Genomic DNA, 4,355 nt, shown 5'->3' on the forward strand with positions numbered 1-4,355 from the left:
GCTTAAGTTAACACGACCCCTCCGGCCGGTAACTCGCGTGATGAGCGATACCGACACCACACAGCGGATGACCGTGCGCGGCGAGAGCGACGGCGAGTCGAAGTTCGTAGCCGGGACCCGAGGCCACGAGCTGGTGATGGACGACCCGGAGGCGATGGGCGGCGAAGACGCGGGCGCGATGCCGGTCGAGTACCTGCTCGCCGCCTGGACCGGCTGTCTCAACGCGACCGTTCGGGCGGTGGCCCCGGATTTCGACCTCGACGTCGAGGGCGTCGAAGTCGAGGCCACCGGCGAGTTCGACCCCCGGAAGCACCTCGGTCACGCCGAGGACCCTCGCGCCGGCTACCGGGGCGTGGAGGCGACCGTCGACGTCGACTTCGCCGACGACGTCGACGAACATACGCTCACCGAGTTCACCGCCGCCGTCGAGGAGCGGTGTCCGCTAAGCGACAACCTCGCGGCCCAGACGCCGACCGACGTGAGGCTTCATCGGGACTGAACGGGCGGCTGAGAGCACGGGCCGGTTCCGACGGCCGATTCGCCGGTCGTATCCGGAAGACGAGCGGTTGGTACCGACGCACCGACGACCGACGTCTCCGCTCAGTCGTCGAGCGTCTCGCTCTCGACCGCTTCCCCGTCGACCGCCCGCTCGACCGCGCGGTCGACGTGGCGCTCGCGGGCGCGGTCGACGAACGCCTCCGGCAGCTCCTCGATCTCGCCGGCCTGCACCCCCCAGAGCTTCGCGTAGAGCCCGTCGGCCGCCAGCAGGTCGTCGTGGGTCCCGCGCTCGACGACCTCCCCGTCCTCCAACACGAGGGTCGTGTCGGCGTCGGTCACCGTCGAGAGGCGGTGCGCGATGACGAACGTGGTTCGGTCGGCCGCGAGCTCGTCGAGCGAGCGCTGGATCAGCATCTCCGTCTCGGTGTCGACAGCGGAGGTCGCCTCGTCGAGGATGAGGATGGCGGGGTCCTGCAGGACGACGCGGGCGATGGCGACGCGCTGGCGCTGGCCGCCCGAGAGCTTCACGCCCTGCTCGCCGATCCGGGTGTCGTACCCGTTCGGGAGCGAGTCGATGAACTCGTGGGCCTCGGCGGCCTTGGCGGCCTCGATCACCCGCTCGCGGACCGCGTCGCTCTCGACGTCGTCGTCGACGCCCGTGAACCGCCCGTACCGGACGTTCTCGGCGATGGTGCCGTCGAACAGCGTGGTGTCCTGCGCGACGTAGCCGACCGCGGAGCGCAGGCTCTCGACGGCGACGTCGCGCACGTCGCGTCCGTCGACCCGGACCGCGCCGTCGGTGACGTCGTAGAGGCGCAAGAGGAGCTTCAGGAGCGTCGACTTCCCGGCGCCGGTCGGCCCCACGAGGGCGACGGTGTCGCCCGGATCGGCGGCGAAGGAGACGTCGGTGATGACCTCCTCCTCCGCGTCGGCTGGGTCGACAAGCGCGTTCTCGGGGTAGGCGAACGAGACGTCGTCGTACTCGACCGCGCCGGCGACGCCGCCGTGGGTGTGGGCGTCGCCGTCACCGGGACCTCCGTCGCCGTCGGTTCCGTGGGCGCTCCCGCTCTCGCCGCCGAGCGCGACCGCGTCGCTGTCGTCCGTGATCCGGATCGGGATGTCGCGGAGGCCGAACACGCGCTCGCAGGACGCCTTCGCGTTCTCGTACTGGTCGATGATGTTCGACACCTCGGCGAGCGGCGCGACGAACTGCTGGGTGAGCAGGACGAACGTGACGAACGTCCCCACCGTGAGCGTCGTCGTGAACGGCCCCGGCGGCCCGGCCGAGAGCCAGTAGCCGCCGACGGCGAAGGTGGCGGCGAACGCGAGGCCGGCGAACAGCTCCATCCCGGGGCGGTAGACGTAGTTGAGTCGGAGGATCGACATCGTCCGCTCGAAGTACTGGTGAGAGGCCGTCTCGACGCGCTCGCTCTCGTACGGCTCGGTGTTGGAGGTCTTCACCAGCTCGACGCCCGAGAGCGCGTTCTCCAGAGCGGTGTTGAGGTCGCCGACCACGGAGCGCTGGGCGACGTACCGCGGCTCCACGGCCCGCATGAACCAGAGCGTGAAGAGGATCATCAGGGGAATCGCCGAGAGGGTGATTAAGGCGAGCTCCCAGTTGTAGTAGAAGAGGACGCCGGCGATGCCGGCGACCATCACGCCGAGCCGCGCCGAGTTCTGGAGGGCGTTGTCGAGGAAGACCTCGAGGTTGGAGGCGTCGTTGTTGAGGACGCTCATCACCTCGCCCGTCTGCTTGTCGTCGAAGAAGGTCATGTCGAGCCGCTGCATCCGGTCGAAGGAGTCGGTTCGGACCGCGTGCATCACGCGGTGGGCGAAGTTGTTCGCGGCGATCCCGTAGATCCACGTGAAGACGCCGGTGACGAGGAAGGAGCCGACGATGAGGACGACCGAGAGGCGGAACTGCGCCGGCCCCGCGGTCGGGAGCCACGCGTCGGGGACGATCGGGAGGGTGTAGGGGCCGTCGCCCGTGAACACGGCGTCGATGGCGACGCCGAGCACGACCGGCGGGACCAGTCCGGCGACGCGGGCGACGACGTTGGCGGCCATCCCGATCACGAGCCAGTGGGCCTCGCCGGCGCCGTACTCCCGGAACAGCCGGAGGAGCGGACGGTCGACCCGGTCCCGGTACACTTCGAAGGCGTTGCGGTCGTCGGCAGCCATGGGGATAGCAACCGTGCGAGACCCATGTATCCGACGGCTTCGGTCGGTCCGGCCGGATTCGACGAACGCCCGGGTGGCACCGTCCGGTTTAACTCGAACGCCCGGGTGGCACCGTCCGGTTTAACTCGAACGCCCGGGCCGGCACCGTCCGGTTTAAGCCGAGAGAAGACGGGGATAACACATCGCGGTCGTGATCGACGATGAGTGACGCACTGTCCGAGGGAGACGCCCTCCGCCGCATGTACCGGATCACAGCCGACCAGGAGCGTCCCTTCGAGGAGAAGCTCCCGGACCTGCTGGATCTCGGTCGCGCGTACCTCGACGTGGAGACCGGCTTCCTCACCGAGATCGACGGCGAGACGCAGGTCATCGTGGACGCGCGCGGCGATCACGAGCTGCTTCAGGCCGGGCGGAGCTGCCCGCTGTCGAAGGCGTACTGCAGGCGGACCGTGGACATGGACGGCGCGCTGACGGTCCAGCACGCCCGCGTGGAGGGGTGGGAGAGCGACGCCGCCTACGAGGAGTTCGGGCTGGAGGCGTACATCGGCGCGAAGGTCGTGGTCAACCGCGAGGTGTACGGGACCTTCTGTTTCGCCGACACGGACGCGAGAGACCGTCCCTTCTCCGAGGACGAGGAGACGTTCGTGGAGCTGTTGGCCCAGTGGGTCGGCTACGAGCTGTTCCGGAAGCAGGCGACCGAACGCATGCAGCGGCAGCGCGACCAGCTGGAGGAGTTCTCCCGCGTCGTCTCGCACGACGTCCGGAACCCGCTCGGGATCGTCGACGGCTACCTCGATCTGGCGGAGGAGACCGGCGATCCGGAGCACTTCGAGCGGTGCCGCGACGCGGTCGACCGGATGGAGTCGCTGATCGACGACCTGCTCTTCCTCACCCGCGAGGGACAGGCGATCGGGGGGCGCGAGGAGGTCGACCTCGCGGCGCTCGCCCGCGAGTCCTGGTCGTTCGTGACCACCGGCGACGCGACGCTGGCGGTCGACACCGACCGGGTCGCCCTCGGCGACTGGAGCCGCCTCCAACAGGTGTTCGAAAACCTGTTCCGGAACAGTGTCGAGCACGGCGGCGACGGCGTGTCGATCCGAGTCGGCGACCTCGCGGACGGGTCGGGGATCTACGTCGAGGACGACGGCGCGGGGATCCCGGAGGCCGAGCGCGACGAGGTGTTCGTCGACGGCTACACCACCGGCGCGTCCGGCACCGGGCTGGGGCTGACGATCATCCAGCAGGTCGTCTCGGCGCACGGCTGGGAGGTCGCCGTGACGGAGAGCGCCGCCGGGGGGGCGCGGTTCGAGATCACCGGGATGGAGTTCGTCGGGGACGGAACGGACGGCGGCGAGTAGCCGAGGGGGTCAGTTGTGGTCTCCGTCGGGTGACGCTCCGTCTCGGTTGCGGTCGATACGGACACGGCAGCGAGCGATTGCGGGAGTGAGTGTAGTGCGTCGTGAGAGAAGTCATTTATAAACCCGATCGTGGTGTCGCTGTCAGATTTTTATAAGTGATCGACGCTACCGCGGTGAAGGCCTCCAAAGCCCCAGCCGCTCGTTTTTAAGTAGCTGATCCGATTTTGACGGTGAAGGCCTCCAAAGCCCCAGCCGCGACGACTCGCGCGGCTTGTTGCGCTCCTCGCTCAGTCGCTACCGCTCCTTCGCTGCGGTGCT

The 4,355-nt window shown here is 68.8% G+C and carries 3 protein-coding genes; 2 read left to right on the forward strand and 1 reads right to left on the reverse strand.

Features of this window, described 5'->3' with window-relative positions; translation table 11 throughout:
* The first annotated feature begins 40 nt into the window (after positions 1-40).
* Positions 41-499, forward strand: coding sequence for an OsmC family protein (locus DJ81_RS08545; RefSeq protein ID WP_094589277.1), 459 nt, complete (start codon positions 41-43; stop codon positions 497-499).
* 101 nt (positions 500-600) lie between these two features.
* Here DJ81_RS08545 and DJ81_RS08550 read toward each other — a convergent pair whose 3' ends face one another.
* Positions 601-2,679: an ABC transporter ATP-binding protein gene (locus DJ81_RS08550; RefSeq protein ID WP_094589278.1), complete on the reverse strand. Its 2,079-nt coding sequence runs from the start codon at positions 2,677-2,679 to the stop codon at positions 601-603.
* 200 nt (positions 2,680-2,879) lie between these two features.
* On the opposite strand from DJ81_RS08550, the gene DJ81_RS08555 reads away from it, so the two are divergent.
* The gene (locus DJ81_RS08555) at positions 2,880-4,037 is read left to right on the forward strand and encodes a HAMP domain-containing sensor histidine kinase (RefSeq protein ID WP_094589279.1); all 1,158 of its coding nucleotides are present in this window, start codon (positions 2,880-2,882) and stop codon (positions 4,035-4,037) included.
* Positions 4,038-4,355: the final 318 nt, after the last annotated feature.

Origin of the sequence: Halorubrum sp. Hd13 (genome assembly GCF_002252755.1) — an archaeon.
Lineage (GTDB): Archaea > Halobacteriota > Halobacteria > Halobacteriales > Haloferacaceae > Halorubrum.